This is a genomic window from Actinoallomurus sp. NPDC052308, assembly GCF_040679195.1.
Lineage (GTDB): Bacteria > Actinomycetota > Actinomycetes > Streptosporangiales > Streptosporangiaceae > Actinoallomurus > Actinoallomurus liliacearum.
In genome coordinates this window covers 147,149-168,988 of sequence record NZ_JBFAUM010000006.1, presented here as the reverse complement: position 1 = coordinate 168,988, position 21,840 = coordinate 147,149, and the positions used below count along the sequence as shown (strand labels likewise).

General features: G+C 72.4%; 21 protein-coding genes. 11 read left to right on the top strand and 10 right to left on the bottom strand.

What is annotated here, in order from left to right:
- Positions 1-54 precede the first annotated feature (54 nt).
- Positions 55-462 carry a DUF2795 domain-containing protein gene (locus AB0L00_RS19625; RefSeq protein ID WP_364435842.1) on the bottom strand — a complete coding sequence of 136 codons (408 nt, stop codon included), beginning with the start codon at positions 460-462 and terminating at the stop codon, positions 55-57.
- Between the two features lie 198 nt (positions 463-660).
- On the opposite strand from AB0L00_RS19625, the gene AB0L00_RS19620 reads away from it, so the two are divergent.
- Both AB0L00_RS19620 and AB0L00_RS19615 read left to right on the top strand, forming a co-directional pair.
- Positions 661-2,412, top strand: a complete 1,752-nt coding sequence (locus AB0L00_RS19620; protein ID WP_364435839.1) for an acyclic terpene utilization AtuA family protein — start codon at positions 661-663, stop codon at positions 2,410-2,412.
- Positions 2,409-3,131 carry a YoaK family protein gene (locus tag AB0L00_RS19615; protein ID WP_364435836.1) on the top strand — a complete coding sequence of 241 codons (723 nt, stop codon included), beginning with the start codon at positions 2,409-2,411 and terminating at the stop codon, positions 3,129-3,131. The genes AB0L00_RS19620 and AB0L00_RS19615 overlap by 4 nt, the downstream gene beginning before the upstream one ends.
- Before the next feature lie 3 nt (positions 3,132-3,134).
- Here the strand turns inward: AB0L00_RS19615 and AB0L00_RS19610 are convergent, their stop codons facing one another.
- Together AB0L00_RS19610 and AB0L00_RS19605 are read right to left on the bottom strand one after the other, a co-directional pair.
- Positions 3,135-3,845, bottom strand: coding sequence for a TIGR03943 family protein (locus AB0L00_RS19610; RefSeq protein WP_364435834.1), 711 nt, complete (start codon positions 3,843-3,845; stop codon positions 3,135-3,137).
- Positions 3,833-4,849: a permease gene (locus AB0L00_RS19605; protein WP_364435832.1), complete on the bottom strand. Its 1,017-nt coding sequence runs from the start codon at positions 4,847-4,849 to the stop codon at positions 3,833-3,835. Before AB0L00_RS19605 ends, AB0L00_RS19610 begins: the two co-directional genes overlap by 13 nt.
- A gap of 164 nt (positions 4,850-5,013) precedes the next feature.
- On the opposite strand from AB0L00_RS19605, the gene AB0L00_RS19600 reads away from it, so the two are divergent.
- Positions 5,014-6,903 carry a bifunctional metallophosphatase/5'-nucleotidase gene (locus AB0L00_RS19600; RefSeq protein ID WP_364435830.1) on the top strand — a complete coding sequence of 630 codons (1,890 nt, stop codon included), beginning with the start codon at positions 5,014-5,016 and terminating at the stop codon, positions 6,901-6,903.
- A gap of 55 nt (positions 6,904-6,958) precedes the next feature.
- Here the strand turns inward: AB0L00_RS19600 and AB0L00_RS19595 are convergent, their stop codons facing one another.
- Positions 6,959-7,654 carry a hypothetical protein gene (locus AB0L00_RS19595; RefSeq protein WP_364435828.1) on the bottom strand — a complete coding sequence of 232 codons (696 nt, stop codon included), beginning with the start codon at positions 7,652-7,654 and terminating at the stop codon, positions 6,959-6,961.
- 167 nt (positions 7,655-7,821) lie between these two features.
- Between AB0L00_RS19595 and AB0L00_RS19590 the strand changes: the two genes are divergently transcribed.
- Positions 7,822-8,235 (top strand): organic hydroperoxide resistance protein, encoded by a 414-nt coding sequence (locus AB0L00_RS19590; RefSeq protein ID WP_364435826.1) that lies wholly within the window; start codon positions 7,822-7,824, stop codon positions 8,233-8,235.
- A gap of 31 nt (positions 8,236-8,266) precedes the next feature.
- On the opposite strand, the gene AB0L00_RS19585 is transcribed toward AB0L00_RS19590, so the two are convergent.
- The 4 genes from AB0L00_RS19585 to AB0L00_RS19570 all read right to left on the bottom strand — a co-directional run bounded on the left by AB0L00_RS19585 (position 8,267) and on the right by AB0L00_RS19570 (position 12,399).
- Positions 8,267-8,548 (bottom strand): hypothetical protein, encoded by a 282-nt coding sequence (locus tag AB0L00_RS19585; protein ID WP_364435823.1) that lies wholly within the window; start codon positions 8,546-8,548, stop codon positions 8,267-8,269.
- 128 nt (positions 8,549-8,676) lie between these two features.
- Entirely contained in the window at positions 8,677-9,438 is a 762-nt protein-coding gene (locus AB0L00_RS19580) for a hypothetical protein (RefSeq protein ID WP_364435820.1), read from the bottom strand.
- Entirely contained in the window at positions 9,435-9,974 is a 540-nt protein-coding gene (locus AB0L00_RS19575) for a SigE family RNA polymerase sigma factor (RefSeq protein ID WP_345366972.1), read from the bottom strand. The genes AB0L00_RS19580 and AB0L00_RS19575 overlap by 4 nt, the downstream gene beginning before the upstream one ends.
- A gap of 85 nt (positions 9,975-10,059) precedes the next feature.
- Positions 10,060-12,399 carry a glycoside hydrolase family 3 N-terminal domain-containing protein gene (locus AB0L00_RS19570; protein WP_364436245.1) on the bottom strand — a complete coding sequence of 780 codons (2,340 nt, stop codon included), beginning with the start codon at positions 12,397-12,399 and terminating at the stop codon, positions 10,060-10,062.
- A 480-nt stretch (positions 12,400-12,879) separates the two neighbouring features.
- Here AB0L00_RS19570 and AB0L00_RS19565 point away from each other — a divergent pair, with 480 nt between their 5' ends.
- The 7 genes from AB0L00_RS19565 to AB0L00_RS19535 are packed head-to-tail and all read left to right on the top strand — an operon-like array spanning position 12,880 to position 20,124.
- Complete coding sequence (locus AB0L00_RS19565) at positions 12,880-14,217, top strand: extracellular solute-binding protein (protein ID WP_364435817.1); 1,338 nt, start codon at positions 12,880-12,882, stop codon at positions 14,215-14,217.
- Between the two features lie 28 nt (positions 14,218-14,245).
- Complete coding sequence (locus AB0L00_RS19560) at positions 14,246-15,178, top strand: sugar ABC transporter permease (protein ID WP_364435813.1); 933 nt, start codon at positions 14,246-14,248, stop codon at positions 15,176-15,178.
- Between the two features lie 4 nt (positions 15,179-15,182).
- Positions 15,183-16,070 (top strand): carbohydrate ABC transporter permease, encoded by an 888-nt coding sequence (locus tag AB0L00_RS19555; protein WP_364435810.1) that lies wholly within the window; start codon positions 15,183-15,185, stop codon positions 16,068-16,070.
- A 10-nt stretch (positions 16,071-16,080) separates the two neighbouring features.
- Positions 16,081-17,490, top strand: a complete 1,410-nt coding sequence (locus AB0L00_RS19550; protein WP_364435808.1) for a glycoside hydrolase — start codon at positions 16,081-16,083, stop codon at positions 17,488-17,490.
- Positions 17,490-18,563: a Gfo/Idh/MocA family oxidoreductase gene (locus AB0L00_RS19545; RefSeq protein ID WP_364436242.1), complete on the top strand. Its 1,074-nt coding sequence runs from the start codon at positions 17,490-17,492 to the stop codon at positions 18,561-18,563. Before AB0L00_RS19550 ends, AB0L00_RS19545 begins: the two co-directional genes overlap by 1 nt.
- On the top strand, positions 18,560-19,429 hold the full coding sequence (locus AB0L00_RS19540) for a PmoA family protein (protein WP_364435805.1): 870 nt from the start codon (positions 18,560-18,562) through the stop codon (positions 19,427-19,429). The genes AB0L00_RS19545 and AB0L00_RS19540 overlap by 4 nt, the downstream gene beginning before the upstream one ends.
- Positions 19,423-20,124 (top strand): cupin, encoded by a 702-nt coding sequence (locus AB0L00_RS19535; protein WP_364435802.1) that lies wholly within the window; start codon positions 19,423-19,425, stop codon positions 20,122-20,124. The genes AB0L00_RS19540 and AB0L00_RS19535 overlap by 7 nt, the downstream gene beginning before the upstream one ends.
- A gap of 17 nt (positions 20,125-20,141) precedes the next feature.
- Here AB0L00_RS19535 and AB0L00_RS19530 read toward each other — a convergent pair whose 3' ends face one another.
- Entirely contained in the window at positions 20,142-21,269 is a 1,128-nt protein-coding gene (locus AB0L00_RS19530; RefSeq protein ID WP_364435799.1) for a hypothetical protein, read from the bottom strand.
- The gene (locus AB0L00_RS19525; protein ID WP_364435797.1) at positions 21,266-21,784 is read right to left on the bottom strand and encodes a SigE family RNA polymerase sigma factor; all 519 of its coding nucleotides are present in this window, start codon (positions 21,782-21,784) and stop codon (positions 21,266-21,268) included. The genes AB0L00_RS19530 and AB0L00_RS19525 overlap by 4 nt, the downstream gene beginning before the upstream one ends.
- Between the last annotated feature and the right edge of the window lie 56 nt (positions 21,785-21,840).

Below are 21,840 nucleotides of genomic sequence, written 5' to 3'. Positions count from 1 at the left end.
TTCGCGTCGGGTTCTGTCTCGGGCCCCTCGCCGGGCCTCCGGACCTTCGTGAGGTCAGACGCGGCGTGTCTCGTTGCCCAGGCCGAGGGCCTCGGAGACCTCGGCGACTCGCGTGTACTCCTGGTCCGGGAGGTTCCGCAGGTCTCTGACGACGTCGTCCGGGGCGCCGTTGCGCGCCGCGCGGTCGGCCAGCGCGGCCGGGCGCATCGGCTCGTGGAAGCCCGCGAGGTAGCGCGCGATGTCGCTGCGCCGTTCGACGTCGTCCGGGCTCATGCCGGGCGGAGTGCCTTCGCGGTCCGCGAGGTTCGCGGACGTCGGGTCGCGGTCCCGGTCGTCCTCCACCGGCTCGGGTTCCTTCCACTCCTCCACGCGCGTCGGACGGGCGGCGCGCTCCAGCCCTTCGGTCTCGTGCCGCAGCTGGTCGTCGATGTGCGGCCCGTGCTTGGCGCTCTGGTCACCCATGGTCGTCTCCTCTCGGCTCATAGGTCTTGCAGGGCCCCTACCCGCCGCACGCGGAAAATGCGGCCCACGTGCAGTGAGTTGCCCGCCGCGGCGGAGAGCCGGTCGGGACCGGGAAGGCGACCGTGGGGTAACTTCGCCTTTCGGGATGGGCGTGACGCGGTCCTGTCCCGCACAGGCCTCGTCACCTGGGAGCGGCGCATGAACCGGCCCGTACGAATCGCGAACTGCTCCGGCTTCTACGGCGACCGGCTGTCCGCGCTCGCCGAGATGGTGCGGGGCGGGCCGGTCGACGTGATCACGGGCGACTACCTGGCCGAGGTCACGATGCTCGTGCTGGCCAAGAACCGGCTGAAGAAGCCCGCCGGCGGGTATGCCACGACCTTCCTGCGCCAGCTCCGGCCGGTGGCGGCCGAGATCGCCGAGCGCGGGATCAAGGTCGTCGTCAACGCCGGGGGCCTGGACCCGGCGGGCCTGGCGCGGGACACCCGCGCCCTGCTGGCCGAGGCCGGTGTGGACCTGACGGTCGCGCACGTCGAGGGCGACGACCTGTCGGCGCGGCTGACCGAGCTGGCGGCCGCGGGCCATGACCTGGCCCATCTGGACACCGGCAAGCCGTTCACGAGCTGGGGGCACGAGCCGCTCACCGCGAACGCGTACCTCGGCGGGTTCGGCATCGCCGCCGCCCTCGCCGGTGGGGCCGACCTCGTGATCACGGGCCGGGTCGCCGACGCGTCGCTGGTGACGGGGGCCGCCGCCTGGTGGTGGGGCTGGTCGCCGGGCGACCATGACGCGCTCGCCGGGGCCGTCGTCGCGGGGCACGTGATCGAGTGCGGGGCCCAGGCGACCGGGGGCAACTTCTCCGGCTTCGCCGGCATCGCCGACCTGCGTCACCCCGGCTTCCCGATCGCGGAGGTCGACCGGGACGGGTCCAGCGTGATCACGAAGCACGAGGGCGCCGGCGGGGCGGTCACGGTCGACACCGTCACCGCGCAGCTGCTGTACGAGGTCGGAGCGCCGGACTACCTGAACCCGGACGTGATCGCCCGGCTCGACACCGTCCGGGTCGAGCAGGAGGGGCCCGACCGCGTCCGGATCAGCGGCGCGGCCGGGCAGGCGCCGCCGCCGACCACCAAGGTGGCCGTGACCGGGCTCGGCGGCTGGCGGAACGGCTGCACGTTCGTGCTGACCGGGCTGGACGTCGACGCGAAGGCCGCACTGGTCGAGCGGGCGGTGCGCGCGCGACTCGACGAGGATCCGGGCATCGCCGACCTGCGCTTCACCCGCATCGGCTCGCCCGCGGCCGACCCGGCGGACCAGATGGCCGGGTCCAGCCTCCTGCACGTCGCCGTCGACGGCGACCAGCAGAGCGCGGGTCGCGCCTTCTCCGCGCTCTGCGTCGAGCTGGCCCTGTCCAGCTATCCGGGGATCTACGGCATGGGGGTGCCGTCGTCCGGCTCCGCGTACGGCGCGTACTGGCCGACGCTCGTCCCCCAGGGCGTCCTGCGGCACACGGTCGTGCACGCCGACGGACGCCAGGAGCTCGTCCCGCCCCCCGCGACCACGGATGAGCCCGTCGAGAGGTCTGCCGACGCCCAGGCGCCGTACGACGCGGGGCCGACCGTCGAGGGGCCGCTCGGGCGGCTCGTGCACGCGCGCTCCGGGGACAAGGGCGGCAACGCGAACGTCGGGCTCTGGGTCGCCGATCCCGAGGCGTGGCCGTGGCTCTCCGCGACGATGACCACCGACCGGCTGCGGGAACTGCTGCCCGAGACGCGCGGGCTGGCCGTCGACCGGTACGTCCTGCCGAACCTGCGGGCGGTCAACTTCGTGATCCGGGGCCTGCTGGACGGCGGGGCCACCGAGGCACGCCGCTTCGACACCCAGGCGAAGGCGCTCGGCGAGTGGCTTCGCGCCCGTCACGTACGACTTCCGGAGCGGCTGCTGTCGTGAAGAAGCCCACCGAGTCCGCACGGCGCCGCACGGTGGCGTCGCTGGAGCTCGGTGTGCTGCTGGCGCTGGTCGGGGGGTTCCTCGACGCGTACTCCTTCATCCACCTGGGCGGCGTCTTCGCCAACGCGCAGACCGCCAACGTCGTGCTGTTCGGCGTGGAGGCGGCCCGTGGGCAGTGGGGGAACGCCGTACGGCACCTGCCGCCGATCGTGGCCTTCATGGTCGGCGTGGCCGTGGCGGAGACGCTGCGGCGGCCCCGGGTGACGGCCGTCGTACCCGGACCGGCCAGGGCCTCCCTCGTGCTGGAGATCGTCGTCCTCGTGGCCGCCGGCTTCCTGTCGTCCGTCATCCCGGCCGACGCGCTCGTGGTCGTGATCGCGTTCGTGGCGTCGGTGCAGGTGACGTCGTTCCGGACGCTGATCGACTGGCCGTACAACACGACCATGACCACGGGGAACCTGCGTTCGGCCGCGCAGGCGCTGTACGGGGCGGTCCTCGACCGGGACGCGGCGGCGGCGCGGAAGGCCGCCAGCTTCGCCGCGATCATCATCAGCTTCCTGGCGGGCGGGTTCCTCGGCGCGTGGCTGACCCTGCGCCTCGGCGCGCACGCGATCTGGGTCTGCGCCGCGGTCCTTCTGGTGGCACTGGGCCTGTTCGTCATCGACGTGCGCCGGAACGTCCTCGCGCTGCGCCGGCGGATGCCCCGCCGCAGACCGTGACGGTCACTCGTATGGGTCCCGGGGGGCGGTGACCTCGGCGAGGCTGGTGGCGCGCAGCTCGGGCACGCCGTCGGCGGCGCGCTGGAACGTCCCGGTGACGGTGACCCACTGGTCCCGCGCGGGCGCGTTTCCGGTCGTACCGGTGACGCGTACGACCGCCGCGACGGCGTCGGCGGCGCAGCAGGCGATCTGGTAGCGCGCGATCCGGAACCCCGTCCGGTCCTTCGCCGGGGTGACGAAGCCGGTGAGCCGTACGGGGGTCGCACCGAAGCTCGCGCCGTGGTGGTCGGCGGTGCGTTCGTCGAACTCCAGCAGCGTCATCGGCACCGTACGCCCGGTGGGGAGCGGGTCGAAGGTCCGTCCGCCGGAGCTGACGTCGACGGCGGCGCTGCGGCCGACGCCGAAGCTGCCGAGCGCGGGCGGCGTGACCAGCAGCAACGCGAGGACGGGCCCGAGCAGCAGCCACCCGGCCCGATCGCCGTGCGCGTGGCCGTGGTCGTGGCCGTGGGCGTCGCCCCGGCCCCGTACGAACCCGAGGGCGCGGGCGACCCCGACCAGGCCGAGGCCGACGAGCAGGATCCCGGCGATCAGCAGCACGCTGCCCATGCCGGTCTTGACGTACTTCGCGTACGCGCCGGTGAGCGCCAGGCGCACCATCATCGCGCCGACGAGCAGGACGGTCGTCGCGCGGGCGTCCTCGGTCACAGTAGCCACCACCCGACGAGACCGGCGCAGGTGACCGCCACCGCGAACGTCGCGAGCGAGAACCGCCACGCGAACCGGGTGCCGAACGTCCCCGCCTGCAGCGCGAACAGCTTGACGTCCACCATGGGCCCGACCACGAGGAACGCCAGCCGCGCGGTGAGGGAGAACTGCTTGAGCCCCGCGGCGACGAAGGCGTCCGCCTCGGAGCAGAGGGCCACCACGACGGCGAGGGCGCCGAGGACGAGCAGCGAGAGCGGCCCGGTCCCGGCGACGGAGTCCACGATGTTCCGGGGTACGAGGGTCTGCAGCGTGGCCGCGGTGCCGGCCCCGATGACGAGGAAGCCACCGGCCTGCAGGAAGTCGTGCTGCGCGGTGGAGAGGAAGACGGCGAGCCGGGGTCCTTCCTCGTCGTGGTGCGAGCGCCGCGGCCGGATCAGGTCGTCGCGGCCCAGGGCGTTCCACAGCAGGCCCATGATGACGGAGGCGGCCAGACTCGCCAGGAACCGCGCGAGGACCATCGCGGGCCGCCCGGGGAACGCTACCGCCGTCGAGACGAGGACGACCGGGTTGATGGCCGGCGCCGACAGCAGGAAGGCGAACGCCGCCGCCGGGGTCACGCCGATCGAGACGAGCCGGGCGGCGACCGGGACGGATCCGCACTCGCAGCCGGGCAGCGCGGCGCCGGCGGCCGCCGCGGCGGGCACCGCGAGCACCGGGCGCTTCGGCAGCAGCCGCGCGATCAGACCGGGCGGGACGAACGCCGCGATCGACGCGCTGACGGCGACGCCGAGCACGAGGAACGGCAGGGCCTGGATGGTGATGGCGACGAAGACGGTCGCCCAGTTCGCGACGGCGGGGTGGCCGAGCAGCCCGGTCAGCACCGGCCGCAGCAGCACGGCGGCGACGATCAGCACGGTGACCAGCGGCAGTCCCGCTCCGCGCGGGCGTCGGCCGGGCGGTGCCGCGGCGGCGGCGGTGGAGGGGGCCTCCGGGGAGGAGGCGGGGGTCGGCACAGGCGGCAATCTACTCATCGCCGCAAAACGGTCACAAGGCGAGATCACGCCATGAACACGAATTAACCCGACGTCTTCCCGCGCGTCGCCGTCGCATGGGAAGGTACGGCCGGTATCGACGTCCCCACCGGAGACCGCGTGGTCCCCGGCTCCCGGAGGAAGCCTTGCCCCCTAGGTTCCTGCGTTCCCGCGCGACCCGTGCGGGACTCATCGCCGTCGCGCTGGGCGCGGTGGCCGCCGCGCCGCTGGCCGTCACCGGCTCACAGCCGGCCGACGCGGTCACCATCGCCGGCGCCAACACGCTCTCCGACAAGGTCTCGGTCGACTGGTCCAAGCACCGGCCCGCTCGTACGACCGACGTCCACCTGATCGCCTGGAACGACTTCCACGGCAACCTCGAACCGGCCGGCCTGAACATCTACGGCAAGTTCGCGGGCGGCGCCGCCTTCCTGGCCAAGGCGGTGAAGGACAAGCAGCAGCAGTACGGCGCCCGCGAGGCCAGCGTGATGGCCGGTGACGACATCGGCGCCAGCCCCCTCGTCAACGGGCTGTTCAACGAGGAACCGGCCACCATCATGGCCAACCTCATGAACGCCGACTTCGCCTCGGTCGGCAACCACGAGTTCGACAAGGGCAAGACCGAGCTCCTGCGCATCCAGAACGGCGGCTGCGCGAGCACCGGCTGCAAGGGCGCGCCATACCCGGTCGAGCGGCACGGCAAGTGGACGACGACCAACACCTACCCGGGCGCCGCCTTCCAGTACCTGTCCGCCAACGTGACGGACAAGGCGACCGGCAAGACGCTGCTGCCCGCGTACGGCGTCAAGCGGTTCCCCTCGACGAGCGGGCGGCCGATCTCCGTCGGCTTCATCGGTGAGGTGCTGCAGGCCACGCCCACGATCGTCACCCCGACCGGCGTCGCCGGCCTGGACTTCGGCGACGAGGCGGCCGCCGCGAACCGCGCCGCCAGGCAGCTCGCCAAGCAGGGTGTGAAGATCCCGGTCCTCGTCATCCACCAGGGTGGCTTCCAAACCGGCACGATCAGCACGCCGAACGGCTGCGCGGGGAACCTCGCCGGAAGCGACATCGAGGCGATCGCCAAGAAGCTGGACCCCTCGATCAAGGTCATCGTGTCCGGCCACACGCACGCCGAGTACCGCTGCACGATCACCGTGAACGGCGTCACGCGCCTGGTCACCAGCGCGGCGTCGTTCGGCCGCATCCTCAGCGACATCACGCTCAAGGTCGACAACCGGACCGGCACGCTGGTCTCCGCCGACGCGACCAACTCGATCGTCGAGAACGCGCTGAACACCCCGGGCACCGGCGTCACCCGTCAGGAGGACCCGTCCAAGGCCGACCCGGCCGTGGCGAAGGTCGTCAAGCAGTACGTCGACGCGTCCGCGCCGCTGGCCAACAAGGTGGTCGGCAAGATCCAGGGCGACCTGACCCGGGACGCGTCCTCCGTCGGCGAGACGACGCTCGGCGACGTGATCGCCGACGCGCAGCTCGCCGCGACCTCCGACGCGAGCAAGGGCGGCGCCCAGCTCGCGCTGATGAACCCGGGCGGCGTCCGCGCGGACCTCAAGACCGGCGACATCTCCGCCGGTGGTGAGGCGGTCGGCGAGGTCACCTACGGAGAGGCGTTCACGGTCCAGCCGTTCGGCAACAGCCTCGTCACCAAGACGATGACCGGCGACATGCTCCGGCGCGTCCTGGAGCAGCAGTTCACCGGCTGCGGCGGGCAGACGTCCCAGAAGGTCCTGCAGCTCTCCAAGACGCTCAGCTACCAGTCGAACCCGTCCGCCGCGACCTGCGCCGGCAAGATCGGTGAGATCAAGGTGAACGGCGCGACGGTCACCCCGACCACGAGCCTGCGCGTCACGATGAACAACTTCCTCGCCACCGGCGGGGACGGGTTCACCGTCTTCAACGAGGGCACCGACCCGCTCGGCGGCGCCCAGGACATCGACGCCTTCGTCGCCTACCTCACGGCCGCCGGCTCCACCGGCCTCGCCGTCCCGGCGAGGGACCGCATCACCCCGCTGTCCTGACCTCCGGCTCGACCGCCTCGGCCCGTACGGCTCCCGCCGTACGGGCCGAGGCGTTTCAGCCGCTCCCCGGTTTCACGCCCGCGACGATGTCGTCCATCAGGGAGACCTTCGGGGCCTTCGGGTCGTCGTCGAACCCGAAGCGGATGATCGCGAAGCCCCGCTCCGGTGACGGGAAGACGACGGACTGGACGTAGCCGCTCTGGCCGGCATCCGATTTGATCTTCCAGCGGATGAGGTGGCCCTTCCTGCCGGCGACGGTCACCGGGCCGGATTTGAGCACGGTGTGCCGCGCGATCCTCCCGTAGGAGGCCTCGGCCGCTTCGGGGATGTCCGCCTCCGCGGTGTGCTTCGCGCCATCCGACGTCGACGACACGTGCGACGTGTCGACCCCGGCGAGGGTGCAACCGGAGTCCGGGTTCTGGTCGCACTTGTAATGGCCCACGCTCATGTGGGCACGGCCCCCGAAGCCGGTCTCGCCCGTCCATCCATGGGGCAGCGGCAGGATGATCTTGTTCTCGTTGTCGACGACCGCGTTGGCGGGCGGGGGCGTCTCCTTCTTCCGCCCGGCCAGGTCGTGGAGCATCATCGCAAACCCTGCGAACCACACCACGATCCCAAGGCCGGCGAGGCACGCGCATCCGATGCCGAGGGGCTTCAGGCAGCTCCCGCGATCCGCCCGCGGCAGGCCGAGCGCGGCCCGCGTACCGTCCTCGACGGCGTCTCTGATCTCCCAGGGCTCCAACCGGTCCATGACCGCCTCTCCGACCGTTCGTGATCATGCCGTCACCGAGCCTGATGGACGCGGCGGAGAACTTTCAACCAGAACGGGCCGTTTCGCAGGGTCATCGTGGTGATGACCCCGTCGATGCCCTCACGTGGAACATTGGAAAGCACAGACAGGTCTAGTAGGGAGGTCGCATGAGCGTCCTGTACACGGCGATCGCCACCGCCTCCGGCCGGGACGGCCGCGCGGTCAGTTCCGACAAGAAGCTCGACGTCACTCTGGCCGGCCCGACCGAGATGGGCGGAGACGGCGAGGGCACCAACCCCGAGCAGCTGTTCGCCGCCGGGTACGCGGCCTGCTTCGGGAGCGCGCTGAGCATGATCGGAGAGAAGAAGAAGGTCGACGTCTCCGACGCCGCCGTCACCGCCGAGGTCGGCATCGGGCCGAACGACTCGGGCGGCTACGGCCTCGAGGTGGTCCTGCGCGTCGAGCTGCCCGACGGTGTCCCCGCCGAGACCGGCCGCGAGCTCGTCGACGCCGCGCACCAGGTATGCCCCTACTCCAACGCCACCCGCGGCAACATCCCGGTCAAGCTCGTCGTCGAGTAGGCGCCCGCGTGCGCCGTCCGGTCGCCGACGCTCAGGACCGCTCCGCCGCCTCCTCGCGGTGCAGGAAGCCCTGAATCCTCTCGGCCGCTCCGGTCACGTCGCCGACCGGATGGCGCATCTCGGCGTTCCGCCAGTCGAAGTGGTTCCCCGACTCGCTGACGAAGATGTACAGCGGAACGCCGGGCACGTCGGTCGCGACGGCCAGGCCGGGCAGCGACCGGCGCAGGTCGGACACCACCCCGAGCCGGACCAGTTCCGCGCTCAGCCTCTCGAGCAGCCGGACCTCCTCGTCATGAGCGATCGCGCGTCGCACCGCCGAACTCCTTCCGCCGTGCCCTGTCACCTCGTGCGGTCCCGGATCCGGACCGTCACCACGTTGTACGCGGGAAATAGGACGGAAGGTTCAACCGGGTCCGGGATGACCTTAAATCGGGTTGTCCGCTAGAAACGGCCGCTCTCGGTGAGCGGCCGGCCGGCGCCGTCGGCGGCCGTCACGCTGTAGGTGTCCTGGTGTGCGTCGTGGCCGTCGGGCGCGCGTGCGTACTGGGCGGCGAAGACGTACCGGCCGGGCGGCGCCGACCGGCCGGGCCGCAGCGCCCACGTGTAGACGACCGCGCTCCCCTCGTCGCCGACGGTGACCTGGAAGGTGTCGCCCGGCAGGTTCGACCAGGAACCCGTCGACCGTACGCCCGCCGTGCGCGCCACGCGCACGGTGACCCGCAGCGCGGTGAGCGGCCGGGTCCTGAACAGGGTCACGTCCTCCTCCGCCCAGTAGGCGTTGCTTGTCGAGGCGAGCCCGGCCACGACCGCCGGGGACGTCGTACGGGGCCGCCGCGGGACCGACGAGGAGGTGGCGGGGCCACCGGTCGGAGAGGGCCGGTCGGAGCGCGCCGTCGGCGCGGCGCTGCCCCACGTGGAGGCGGCGGACGACGGGGCCGGCCGTTCGGTCTGGGCCGTGCCGTGCCCGGCCGGGACGGCCGGGGCGGCCGGTCCCGCGGCTCGCCACGTCACCACTCCCACCGAGACGGCGGCCACGCCGACCGCAGCCAGCGCCGCCGCGGCCAGCGGGCGGCCGCGGGCCGGTCGGGCCCGGCGCCCGCGGGTGCCGGCGTCCACGCGGGACCACATGCGGTCGCCGTCGGGCCGGTGCGCGTCGGCCTCCTCGCGCAGGCTGGAGCGCAGCCAGGCGGGTGGATCGCTCATCGCGCCTCCCCCGTGCGCCCGGCCGGGTGCGCCGGCGGCGACCGCCACGCGCCCAGGGCCTTCTCCAACTCCGCCACCCCCCGTGACGTCTGGCTCTTCACCGTCCCGACCGAGATCCCCAGGACGCGCGCCGTCTCCTGCTCCGACAGGTCGAAGGCGTACCGCAGGACGACGCACGCGCGCTTGCGCATCGGCAGCCGCCGCAGCGCCGCGCGCACGTCGAGCACGGCGGGAACGTCCGGATCGTCCGACCGGTCGCGGAACATGGCCCCGAGCCGCCCGGCGCGCGCACGTTCCCGGACGAGAGTACGGACCCGGCTGGCGGCGAGGTTCACCACGATGCGGCGGACGTAGGCGAGCGGCTGGTCCGCCGCCCGGACCCGGCCCCACTGGTGCCAGGCCGCGACGAAGGCGTCGGCGGCGAGGTCGTCGGCTGCGTCCGCGTCCCCGGTGAGCAGATAGGCGAGACGTGCCAGCTCCCGATGGTGCGCCTCGAAGAAGGCGTGGAACTCTGCTGCGTCGTCCTCGGACTGCACAGGGCGCTCCCGGGTGCGTCGGCTGCGTCCGCTCGTCGGCCTCAGCCGCGCAGAGAGTAGCAGTCTCAATCGGGTTTCTACCGGCTCAGCACGGCGTCACCTCGACGGGCACCGTCAGGACGCGATCCGGGCCGAGCACGCGCTCCGGGCCGGTCAGGGTGAACGACCCCCGCAACGGCAGGTCGGCGCTGGACCCGCCGACCGCGACGTCCACTCGGCCGGGTTCGACGACGCGCCGGAGGTCGAGGTCGGTGAACGAGGTCCGGTCGGCGTGCACGGTGAACTCCACCCGCGCGGCCGCGCCGGGCTCGAGCCGGACCCGCGCCCAGCCGGCCAGCCACCGCACCGGCCGTACGACGGAGGCGACCGGGTCGCCGAGGTACAGCTGGACGACCTCGGTGCCGGGCCGGTCCCCCGTGTTGCGGACCGTCGCCGTGACGCGCACGGTGCCGTCCGTGGCGGCCGACGGGTCCACCTCGAGGGCGTCGTACGCGAACCGGGTCCAGGTCAGCCCGTGGCCGAAGGGGAACAGCGGGGTCGGGTCGATCGAGCTCCAGCGCGACGGCCCGCCGGTCCGCGAGTGCAGGTACGTCGCCGGCTGGCCGCCCGGGCCGCGCGGCACGCTGACCGGCAGGCGTCCCGACGGCTCGACGCGGCCCGACAGCACCCCGGCGACGGCGGGGCCGCCCTCCTCGCCGGGGAAGAAGGCCTGCACGATCGCCGCCGCCCGGTCCACCAGGCCGCCGAGCGCGTACGGGCGGCCGGCGAGCAGCACGATGACCGTGGGCGTGCCGGTGGCCAGCACCGCGTCGGCGAGTTCGGCCTGCCGGCCGGGCAGGGCGAGGCTCTCGGCGTCGCAGCCCTCGCCCGAGGTGCCCCGGCCGAACAGGTCCGACCGGTCGCCGAGGGTGAGCACGCACACCTCCGCGCGGCGGGCGGCCGCCACGGCGGCGGCGATGTCCGCGTCGTCGGTGACCCGGACGTCCCGGCCGGCCGCCACCTCGACCTCCGCGTCCGGCAGTGCGGCGCGGAGGGCGTCCGCGAGGGACGGGATGTCAACGCCGAACGGCAGGTCGGGGAACCGCGCGGTCATGTGGTTGGGAAAGGCGTAGCAGCCGAGCATGGCCCGCGGCTCGGCGGCGAGCGGGCCGGTCACCGCGACGCGGTCGGCGCGCAGCGGGAGGACCCCGTCGTTGGCGAGCAGGACCACCGACTGCTCGGCGACCCTGCGCGCCAGGCGCCGGTGGGCGGGCGGATCCAGGTCGATCGGGTCGCCGGGCCGTACCCCGTCGACCGAGCCGCCCGGCCGTACCCCGTCCACCTCGACGGCTCCACCCACCTCGGCGGCTCCGGCCGCGTCGGCGGCTCCGTCCTCCGAGCCGTCGGCGTCCTTCGCTCCGTCCGAAGCCTCGTCGAGCAGGCCGAGGTCGCACTTGAGCGCGAGGACGCGGGCCACCGAACGGTCCAGGTCCTCCTCCGGGACGGCGCCGCGCCGCACCATCTCGACCAGCGGCGCGCCGTAGCAGCGGATCGTCGGCAGCTCGACGTCGACGCCCGCGCGCAGGGCGAGGGCGGCGGACTCGCCGGGGGAGCCGGCGACGCCGTGCATGCTCTCCAGGAACGAGATGCCGAAGTAGTCGGCCACCACCACGCCGGTGAAGCCGAGCTCGTCGCGGAGCAGCCGGGTCATCAGCCGTTCGTCGGCGGTGGCCGGGACGCCGTCGACGTCCACGTACGCGGCCATGACCGAGCGGGCGCCACCCTCGCGGAGGGCGAGGAAGAACGGTTCGAGGACGATGTCGGCGTACTCGCGGGGGCCGAGGCCGGCGGACGCCATGTTCCGGCCGGCCCGCGACGAGGCGTACGCCGCGAAGTGCTTGAGCGTGGCCACGACGCCGCGGCCCTCCAGCCCGCGCACGTAGGCCGTGCCGATCCGGCCGACGAGGTACGGGTCCTCCCCGATGGTCTCCTCGGTGCGGCCCCACCGGGGGTCGCGGGTCACGTCGAGGACGGGCGCGAGGCCCTGGTGGACGCCGACCTGCCGCATGCTGTCGGCGATCGCGCCGGCCATCTCCTCGACCAGCTCGGGGTCGAACGTCGCGCCCCACGCCAGCGGGCAGGGGAAGACGGTCGCGGTGTGGGTCATGAAGCCCGTGAGGCACTCCTCGTGGGCGATCGCGGGGATGCCGAACCGATTGCCGGCGGCGACCCGTGCCTGCAGTTCGCGCAGCCGGGACGCGCCCTCGGCCGGCGGGATCGGCGCGGTGCCGAAGACGCGGGTGAGCTGGCCGAGTCCGGCCTTGATGACGTCGTCCAGCGGCGGCGGCTCACCGAAGTCGTCGGGGAGCGGCGCCACCTCCTCGCCGGGGCGGGCGGACACGGCCCAGTACCCGACCAGCTGGGCCGCCTTCTCCTCCACGGTCATCCGGCTCAGCAGGTCGGCCACCCGTTCGGCGGTCGGCAACCGGCGGTCTCGCCATGACCCGGCCGGTCGGGTGGGGTGAGGAAGCGTTTCGGCCATCTGTGGTGGGCTCCCGTCTGGCGATCGAACGTGGTGTGGGCCAGGCGTGTCCCGTGGGCCTCGCGCTCCCACCGCATCGAGGTCCACGGGGCACGCGTCCTGGGTGCGGCCGGCGGTGGCGCCGTGGATGGCCGGACGCGCGGCTCGGTGGCGAGGGGCTTGCTCGCCGAGCGGCCGAGGTGAACGTTATCGCAATGTTTCGGAGCCGCCAAGGTCTCCGTGGCGCGCAGGATTGCCGATTTCACAAAGAATGTCGCGAAGGGTTGACCGCTGCCGAGCGCTTTTTTAAGGTACGGCAGCAACTGCTTTCCCGACACTTTTTCGAAACAGCGCCGACACGTCGTCGCAACGCCCGTCTCTGCCGCAATCCCCCAAGGAGGACCGATGGGCGACTCACCGCTCTCGCGCCGCACCTTCCTCTCGGCCGCCGGAGCCGCCGGTATCGCCGGCCTCACCGCCCCTCTGCTCAGCGCCTGCGGAACCTCCGGGCCCTCCGGTGGCGGGAAGGGAGGCGGCAAGACCCTCCAGGCCTGGGTTCTGCAGGACGACGGGCAGAACCCCATCCAGCAGGCGTCCCTCGACGACTTCAACAAGTCGTCGGCCACGAAGATCAAGCTCGTGGAGATCCCCAACTCCGGCAGCTCGGGGTACACCGACAAGCTCCGCATCGGGATGGGCTCGCCGAACCCGCCGGACCTGCTGTTCAACTGGGGCACCGGCAGCATCCAGGACTACGCCCAGAGCGGTCGCCTGGTCGACCTCACCCCGCACCTCACGAGCGACCCGACGTGGCAGAACTCCTTCCTGCCCTCGGTGCTCGACGCGGGGAAGGCGGCCGACGGGAAGTTCTACGGCATCCCGATGCGCGGGATGCAGCCCGTGCTGCTCTTCTACAACAAGACGCTGTTCGCCCAGCACGGCCAGCAGCCCCCGGCCACGTACGACGACCTGCTGAAACTGGTCACGTACTTCGACTCGAAGAAGATCCAGCCGTTCGCGCTGGGCCACGTCGACGCCTGGCCCAACCTGATGTGGCTGGAGTACCTCGTCGAGCGTCTCGGCGGGCCGTCGGTCTTTGCGGACATCCTCGCCGGCAAGCCGAACGCCTGGGGGCACCCGCTCGTGCTCGACGCGCTGCACCGGATCCAGGACCTGGTCGACCGGCGGGCGTTCGGCACCAACTTCGCGTCGGTCAACTACGTCAACGACGGCGCCGGGCTGCTGTTCGCCAAGGGCAAGGCCGCGATGCACCTGATGGGGACCTGGGAGTACTCCAACCAGGTCGACAAGCACCCGCAGTTCGCCAAGAACGACCTCGCGTTCGCGCCCTTCCCGACCGTCACCGGCGGCAAGGGCGACCCGAACAGCGTCGTCGGCAACCCGACCAACTACTACTCGATCAGCAGCAAGTCCAAGGACGTCAACGCCGCGCTCGCCTTCCTCAAGAAGGAGATGGCCGGCCAGATGTACGTCGACAAGCTGATCAAGGCGGGTGACGTGCCGGCCGTCAGCGGCCTGGAGGCGAGGCTGTCCGCCTCCCCCGGTCCGGAGTTCTCCAAGTACGTCTACCAGATGGTGCAGAAGGCACCGAGCTTCACGCTGTCCTGGGACCAGGCGCTGCCGCACGTGTTCACCGACCCGCTGCACAACAACCTGCAGAAGGTCTTCCTCAAGAAGCTGACCCCGGAGAAGTTCGTCCAGATCATGGGCCAGGTGAAGTGATGGCGGCGCGGACCGAGGCGGCCGGCCGATGACCGCGGTGGCGGGCAGGCGCCGAGGCGGGCGGCCGCCGGCCGCCGGCGCGGACCGGGCGGCGCGGCCGGGCGCCGTGTGGATCCTTCCCGCCGCGCTGTTCTTCGGCGTGTTCGCGGGGGTGCCCCTGCTCCTGACGGCCGTGCTGTCCTTCACCGACTGGAACGGCCTCGGCACGCCGAACTTCAACGGCCTGGCCAACTGGAGCCGCGCGCTCTCGGACAGCGCGATCTGGGAGTCGATGCGGATCAGCCTGGTCTTCATGGTGCTGTGCTGGGTGGTGCAGACCCCGCTCGCCCTGCTGATCGGGGTCTGGGCGGCGGGCCGGGAGCTGAACCGCGCGGTGCTGTCCTCGATCTTCTTCCTGCCGCTGCTGATGTCGACCGCCGCGATCGCCATCACCTGGCGGGTGCTGCTCGACCCGAACTTCGGGCTCGCCGCGAAGGTCGGTCCCTGGATCGGATTCCCGGACGGGAACATCGCCGGCGACCAGCACGGCGCCCTGGGCGCCGTGGTGGTCGTCATCGCCTGGCAGTTCGTGCCGTTCCACTCGCTGATGTACCAGGCCGCGGCGCGGCAGATCCCGAAGATGCTGTACGACGCCGCGCTCATCGACGGCGCGGGGCGGTTCCAGCAGTTCTGGCACATCACGCTGCCGCAGCTCCGGAACACCATCATCACCTCATCGGTGCTGATGCTGGTCGGGTCGCTGACCTACTTCGAGACCATCCTGATCGTCACCAACGGCGGGCCGGGCACCGCCACGATGGTCCTGCCGCAGCGCATGTACAACAGCGCCTTCCAGAGCTTCCAGATGGGGTACGCGAGCGTGATCGCGCTGGTCCTGGCCGCGTTCGGCACCGCGCTGTCGCTGCTCATCGTCCGGTTCTCCGGTTACGGGAAGATGCGCAGCACCCTGGAGGGGATCTGACGCCATGACGGCACTCCGGGAAGAGACGTCGGTGCCGGTCGCGCGCCACCGGCGCGGCGACCGGCCACGGCGGAGGCGGCAGCGGCCGAACTGGGGCGCCGGGCTGGCGGCACTCGCCTGGCTCGTGTTCGTGGGCGTCCCGATCTACCTGATGATCAAGGACAGCGTGCAGCCGAAGGACGCCTACCTCGACGGCGGCCCGCTGTCCCTGCCGCACAAGCTGACCTTGGGCAACTTCACCGAGGTCTTCCGCAGCGGGTACGCCCGCTACCTGGTCAACACGGCCATCGTCACCGCGGGGAGCGTCGCGCTGACCGTGCTGCTCGCCTTCCCCGCGGCGTACGCGATCGTGCGGTCGCGCAGCCGGGTCGTGTCCGGGACGTTCCGGATCTTCCTGGCCGGACTCGCGGTGCCCGCGCAGGCCACGATCATCCCCGTCTACCTGATGATCACCCGGATGCACCTGTACGACTCGCTGACGGCGATCATCCTGCCGACCGTGGCGTTCGGCCTGCCGCTCAGCGTGCTGGTGCTGTCGTCGGCGCTGCGGGACGTCCCCCGCGAGCTGTACGAGGCGATGACCATCGACGGCGGAGGGGCGTTCCGGCTGATGTGGAGTCTGGCGCTGCCGCTCAGCCGCGCGTCGCTGACCACGATCGCCGTCTACAGCGCGCTGAACGCCTGGAACGGCTTCCTGTTCCCGCTGATCCTCACCCAGTCCCCGGAGCAGCGGGTCCAGACCCTCGGCCTGTGGAACTTCCAGAACCAGTTCGGCTCGAACGTGCCCGGTCTGATGGCGGCCGTACTGCTGTCGGCCCTCCCCGTGTTCGTCGTCTACCTGTTCGCGCGCCGCTGGCTCATCGCGGGCCTGGCCGGCGCGGGCGGAAAGTAGCGGATCCCCCATGCGTCCCCTCACGCGCAGCTCACTCGCCCTCGCCCTCACCGTGGCGACCGCGTGCTCCCTGGGCGTGCCCGCGCACGCCCAGGAACCAGCCCGCGACCGCGTCGACTTCCGCGCGAACCTGCAGCCCATCGACGGGTTCGGGTTCTCCGAGGCCTTCCAGCGGGCCGCCGTGATCCACGGGCTGAACGGGCTGTCGGCGCCGAAGCAGAAGGAGGTCGTCGACCTGCTGTTCGGCCGGCGCGCCGGCGCGGGCGCGTCCATCCTGCGGCTCGGCATCGGCTCGTCCGCCGACAAGGTGTACGACCACATGCCGTCCATCGAGCCCGCCGACCCGGGCGGGCCGACCGCACCGCCGAAGTACGTCTGGGACGGCGACGACGGCGGCCAGGTCTGGCTGGCGAAACAGGCGCGGTCGTACGGCGTGCGGCGGTTCTACGCCGACGCGTGGAGCGCGCCCGGCTTCATGAAGACCAACGGCACCGACGCGAACGGCGGCACCCTCTGCGGCCTCCAAGGGACGGACTGCGTGAGCGGTGACTGGCGGCAGGCGTACGCGAACTACCTGGTCCAGTACGCGAGGTTCTACCGCCGCGAGGGCATCCGGATCACCGACCTGGGCTTCACCAACGAGCCGGACATCACCGTCTCGTACGCCTCGATGAACTTCACCCCGGCCCAGGCCGTGGAGTTCGTCAAGGTGCTAGGCCCGGTCGCGAAGAAGGCCGGGTTGAAGCTGTCCTGCTGCGACCACACGGGCTGGGACGGGCAGCAGGACTACACCCGGGCCATCGAGGCGGACCCGCAGGCGGCCAGGTGGGTCACGACCATCACCGGCCACGCCTACTCCAGCCCGGTCACCTCGCCGCAGCCCACCCGCAAGCGCACCTGGATGTCGGAGTGGGGCCCGGGCGGCAGCACCTGGAACGAGAACTGGGACGACGGCACCGAGTACTCCGGCTTCGCGGTCGCGGAGAACATCCACCGGACCATGACCGACGGGAACGCGAGCGCGTACGTCTACTGGCTCGCCGCCTCCGTCGGGGCGACCCGCGCGCTGATTCAGCTCGACGGCGACGCCTATCACGTGTCCAAGCGGTTCTGGGCGTTCGCGGCGTACAGCCGGTTCATCCGCCCGGGCGCCATGCGGGTGGCGGTGAGCGCCGCCGACCCGGCGCTGGACATCTCGGCGTACCGGAACGCCGACGGCACCAAGGTCGTCGAGATCCTCAACACCGGTACCACCGCGTCGACGGCGGACCTGGTCCTCGGCTCCCCGGCCGGGCGCGCCCAGGCGTACCTGACCGACGCCGGCCACTCGGTGGCCCCCGTCGCCGCCGCGCGCACCCACGGCCGTGACCTGTCGGCCGACCTCGCGCCCCGCTCGCTGACCACGGTCGTGCTGCGGTGATCCGCGCCGCGATCGTCGGCACGGGCGGGATCGCGGGCATCTGCCACCTGCCCGCGCTGCGGGCGGAGGCGCACCGCGCCCGGGTCGTGGCCGCCGTCGACGTCGACGCCGCGCGCGTGAAGGACTTCTGCGCCGCGCATGACATCCCCGCGGCCTACACCGACCTGGGAGAGATGCTCGCCGAGGCCCGCCCCGACCTGGTGCACGTCTGCACGCCGCCGCACGTGCACGCCGCCCAGGTGAGGGCGTGCCTGGACGCGGGCGCGTGGGTGCTGTGCGAGAAGCCGCCGGCCCGCTCGCTCGCCGAGTACGACGCCATGGCCGCCGCCGAGCGCGACGGCGGCCCGTACGCGGCGGTCGTCTACCAGCACCGGTTCGGCTCCGGCGCCCGTCACCTGCGGCGGCTCATCGCCGACGGCGAGCTGGGCCGGCCGCTGGTCGCGGTCTGCCTGACCACCTGGTACCGCGACCAGGCGTACTTCGACGTGCCCTGGCGCGGCCGGTGGGACACCGAGGGTGGCGGGCCGACCATGGGCCACGGCATCCACCAGATGGACCTGCTGCTGGCGACGCTCGGCGACTGGGCCGAGGTCCGCGCCATGGCCGGCCGCCTCGCCCGGGACGTCGCCACCGAGGACGCGTCCGTGGCGTCGGTCCGCTTCGAGAACGGCGCGCTGGCGTCGGTGGTCAACAGCGTGCTGTCGCCGCGTGAGGAGAGTCGGCTGCGATTCGACTTCACCGAGGCGACGGTGGAGCTGTCGCACCTGTACGGCTACGCGAACGCGGACTGGACCTACACCGCCGCGCCGCACGTCACCGACGAGGCGCGCGTCGCCGCCTGGCGGACCCCGGACCAGGACCTGCCGAGCTCGCACACCGCGCTACTGGCCGACCTGCTCGACGCGTACGAACGCGGGGAGCGGCCGCAGACCAGCGGCGCCGGTGGCCGCCGGACCCTCGAGCTCATCGCCGCGCTGTACAAGTCGGCGCTCACCGGCCGTCCCGTACGCCGGGGCGAGATCGACGACGCGGACCCCTTCTACCGCGAGATGAACGGCGGGAGAGACCTGTGAGGATCGAGCACCTCGGCGACCACACGCTCGCCGTGCACGAGCGGGACGTGGAGCTGTTCCGGTACGTCTACCGGCCGACCATGCCGGCGTTCGAGGGTCCGAAGCCGTACCTGCATCCGGTCCGTACGCTCGCCGGGGACGTCGTCACCGCGTACCGGCCGCACGACCACCGCTGGCACAAGGGCGTGCAGCTGACCGCGTCGCACCTGTCGGGGGAGAACTTCTGGGGCGGCGGCAGCTACGTCCGTGACCAGGGCTACGTCGACCTGCCGAACGTCGGCGTCATGCGGCACGAGGAGTTCACCGAGACCGGCGGGGGACGGATCGCCGAGCGCCTCACCTGGCACACCCGGGCGGGCGAGCACTGGGTCGACGAGCGGCGCGAGCTGACCGTGCGCGACGTCACCGGCGACTCCTGGGCGCTGGAGTTCGCGACCGCGCTGACCAACGTACGGGGGGAGGCGCTCGTCTTCGGCAGCCCGACCACGAACGGCCGGCCGGCGGCCGGGTACAGCGGGCTGTTCTGGCGCGGGCCGCGCGCGTTCACCGACGGGGACGTCATCGCGGCGGACGGCCAGGGCGGCCCGGAGCTGATGGGCCGGCCCGCGGCCTGGCTCGCGTACGTCGGCCGGCACGACGAGGTGGACCGCGCCTCCACCCTGATGTTCTTCGACGACCCGGACTTCGGCAGCGACTGGTTCGTCCGGAACACGCCGTTCCCGGCGGTCAACCCCTCGCTCGCCTTCGCCGAGGAGTTCGCGCTGCCGCCCGGCGAGACGCTGCGCCTGCGGTACCGGATCGTCGTCGCCGACGGCGCGTGGGATCGCGCCCGCCTGGACGCCTACGCCGAGGACCACCCGTGGTGAGCCCGCTGCCCGGCGCGGTCGGGATCTCCGGGCTGCGCGTGTACGACTGGCCGACGGCCGACGGCCTGTGCGGCGGCTCGCCGCACGTCCACCTGACCTGCGCGGAGGCGTACGTCGTCGTCGCGGGCCAGGGCAGCGTGCAGACGCTGACCTGCGACGGTTTCGCCGAGACGCCGCTGGCCCCGGGCACCGTCGCCTGGTTCACGCCCGGGACCGTGCACCGGCTCGTCAACGGCGACGGCGGACTGCACATCGTCGTCGTCATGCAGAACGGCGGGCTGCCCGAGGCGGGCGACGCCGTCTTCACCTTCCCGCCGGAGACCCTGAACGACCCGGAGGCGTACGGGCGGGCGGCGGTCCTGGACCCCGGCGCGCGGGAGCGCACCGCCCGCAGCCGCCGCGACCTGGCCCTGGCGGGCTTCGCCGCGCTGCGGTCGCGGCTCGACGCCGGCGACCCGACGGCGCTGCACGACTTCTACCGGTCGGCCGTACGGCTCAAGGCGCCCCTGTTCGGCGAGTGGGAGAAGCGCTGGCAGTCGGGCGCGTTCGCCGAGGCCCTGCGGACCGGCGCGCACCTGAGCCGCCTGGGCGCGGGCGACATCGGCCACCTGACCGAGGCCGCCGTCCACCGCCTCGACCCGCCGCCGGAGCGCGCGTTCGGCATGTGCGGCCGCCTCGACACGTACGTGCCCTGAGCCGCCCGGCCGACGCCTCACCAGGCCGCGCCGTCGATGCTTCCCTCCGAGGAGAAGCCGTTCCGGATCCTTCCTCCGCTCATGACGATGAGCGACGCGGACCCGCTTCCACACTGCAGACTGTTCCTGCTGAGGAGGAGGCCGTTCGGACCGGACGTCAGCATGTGCACCAGCCCGCAGCCCGGCAGTGTCGCGAGGATCCTCGTGAAACGACCGTCGACGTATTCGGCCAGCACCGCCCTTGCCCGCCCCGACGACCTGGCGCCGTCCACCGCGGCGACGACGGTATGCCGGTCGCCCGGCGACACGGCGAACGCGATGCTGCCGCCGATCCTCCCGGCACCGGCGACCAGGACCCGGGCAGAGCGCAGGTCGGATCCGGGCGCGGTCGTGTCGAGGGCGCGCACCTGAGCCGCACGACCCGTCACGTGCGCGGTGAACAGGAGCGTGGCGTCGTCCCCGGACCAGGACAGGCCCCAGTTCCACTCCTCGGCCTTGGTGGAGGCGCTCGCGTCCTGGGCCTTGGGCAGGGTCCACTCACGACGCGCTCCGGTGTGCAGGTCGAGCACACCGATGACGATCGGGTGGATGTCGACGGGCTTCCCTGGAGCGAGGGTGAACTCTCTGGTGCTGTAGGCCAGGCGCCGCCCGTCGGGGGAGAGCGCGAGTTCCCGCACGATCCCGGGAATCGACCAGCGCGGCGCGGTCTCCGTCTCCACTCGACCGTCCGCGGTCAGCCGTACCGTTCTGATCCTGCTCGGGCCGTTCGAGCCGCCGCCCCCAGGCTGGGACACCAGATACGTGCCGGGGCGCGGGCCGCGCGTCACCGCCTGACCGTAGCCGGTCTTCTCCTCGCCGTGCGGCCGGCCGGTACGGGAGTCGACCACGTACAGGGTGCCGTCGGTCACGGCCAGCAGGTACGGGGACACGGTCGCCGGGGCGGACGGCGCCGACCTCGGGTGCCGGGGGAGGAAGACGAGGACGAGGGATACGACGAGGACCACCGCGACCGCCGCCGTGAGCGGCGCGATCACATTGAGCCGGAACCGAGGGCGAACCGGCAGCCGGAGCGGCCTGGGCTCCTCCGGCCCCCAGGTGTCCGCGACTGCGCAGGCATCGCGGATCCGGTCTTCCAGCCCCTTCATGAGTGCTCTCCCAGGGTCTTACCGAGGGCGGCGAGCGCCCGTGACGTCGTGGACGAGACGGTCCCCCGGCTGACGCCCAGCGTGCGGGCGATCTCAGCCTCCGGAAGATCCGCGTAGAAGCGCAGGTACAACACCTCGCGCTGCCGCCGTGGCAGCCGCGCGATCGCCTCGAGCAGCGTCCGGCGCTCCTCATCGACCATGACGGCCGACTCGGCCGACCAGGCCGGAGGAGGATGGCCTACGCCGAACCGACGGGCCACCGCCCTCCGCCGCAGGACCGACCGACAGCGGTTCAGCACCGCCGAACGCGTGTACGTCACCGGGTCGTGTATCGATGACCAGCGGCGATGGAGCTCAAGGAAGGCGTCGTGCACGACGTCTTCGGCCGTGGCCTGGTCACCGACCATGAGCATGCCGAGACGGATCAGACCGAGCGCATGCTCGCGGTAGACCGCGGTGACCGCGTCGGCGGACTCCGGCGACCCGCGTTCGAGGATGAGGACTTGACGATTCACGGGACAGAGACGCCTGCGACCCGGAAATGCTGAGCCGTCCCCCGAGATTCTTCGAA

What these genes read in the sequence shown, in the direction of transcription:
- AB0L00_RS19625 (WP_364435842.1), bottom strand. Translation starts at nt 462, where the DNA reads ATGGGTGACCAGAGCGCCAAGCACGGGCCGCACATCGACGACCAGCTG.
- AB0L00_RS19620 (WP_364435839.1), top strand. Translation starts at nt 661, where the DNA reads ATGAACCGGCCCGTACGAATCGCGAACTGCTCCGGCTTCTACGGCGAC.
- AB0L00_RS19595 (WP_364435828.1), bottom strand. Translation starts at nt 7,654, where the DNA reads ATGGACCGGTTGGAGCCCTGGGAGATCAGAGACGCCGTCGAGGACGGT.
- AB0L00_RS19590 (WP_364435826.1), top strand. Translation starts at nt 7,822, where the DNA reads ATGAGCGTCCTGTACACGGCGATCGCCACCGCCTCCGGCCGGGACGGC.
- AB0L00_RS19580 (WP_364435820.1), bottom strand. Translation starts at nt 9,438, where the DNA reads ATGAGCGATCCACCCGCCTGGCTGCGCTCCAGCCTGCGCGAGGAGGCC.
- AB0L00_RS19570 (WP_364436245.1), bottom strand. Translation starts at nt 12,399, where the DNA reads ATGACCGTGGAGGAGAAGGCGGCCCAGCTGGTCGGGTACTGGGCCGTG.
- AB0L00_RS19565 (WP_364435817.1), top strand. Translation starts at nt 12,880, where the DNA reads ATGGGCGACTCACCGCTCTCGCGCCGCACCTTCCTCTCGGCCGCCGGA.
- AB0L00_RS19560 (WP_364435813.1), top strand. Translation starts at nt 14,246, where the DNA reads ATGACCGCGGTGGCGGGCAGGCGCCGAGGCGGGCGGCCGCCGGCCGCC.
- AB0L00_RS19555 (WP_364435810.1), top strand. Translation starts at nt 15,183, where the DNA reads ATGACGGCACTCCGGGAAGAGACGTCGGTGCCGGTCGCGCGCCACCGG.
- AB0L00_RS19550 (WP_364435808.1), top strand. Translation starts at nt 16,081, where the DNA reads ATGCGTCCCCTCACGCGCAGCTCACTCGCCCTCGCCCTCACCGTGGCG.
- AB0L00_RS19530 (WP_364435799.1), bottom strand. Translation starts at nt 21,269, where the DNA reads ATGAAGGGGCTGGAAGACCGGATCCGCGATGCCTGCGCAGTCGCGGAC.